At 70.3% G+C, this 360-nt stretch carries 1 protein-coding gene; it reads left to right on the top strand.

Annotation, left to right across the window (positions count from 1 at the left end):
• A partial coding sequence (locus PUR26_RS02340) for a lectin (protein WP_329868621.1) occupies window positions 1–360 on the top strand: 360 nt, incomplete at both ends.

The following is a 360-nucleotide window of genomic DNA, read 5'->3' as shown; positions in this document are numbered from 1 at the left end:
GGGGGTCGGTGGCAGGTGTCTGGATGTCGACGGTTCCCATACGGAGGACGGCACCCGGGTGCAGATCTGGACGTGCAACGGCACCGGCGCCCAGAAGTGGACCGTCGGGCAGGAGGGCACGCTGCGGGCCCTGGGCAAGTGTCTGGACGTCTCCGGTGGTGGCAGTGCGGACGGTACGAGGATCCAGTTGTGGACGTGCAACGGCACGGAGGCGCAGCAGTGGGCCGCGCACGCCGACGGCACGGTGCGCAACCCCCGGTCCGGCAAGTGCCTGGACGCGTCGGGCGGCACCTGGAACGACGGAACGCCGGTCCACCTCTGGACCTGCCACACCGGCGCCAACCAGAAATGGACCCTGCC

Origin of the sequence: Streptomyces sp. SP18CS02 (genome assembly GCF_036322365.1) — a bacterium.
Taxonomy (GTDB): domain Bacteria; phylum Actinomycetota; class Actinomycetes; order Streptomycetales; family Streptomycetaceae; genus Streptomyces.
Note: the sequence above shows the minus strand (reverse complement) of the source record. Positions and strands in the feature narration are given on the sequence as shown.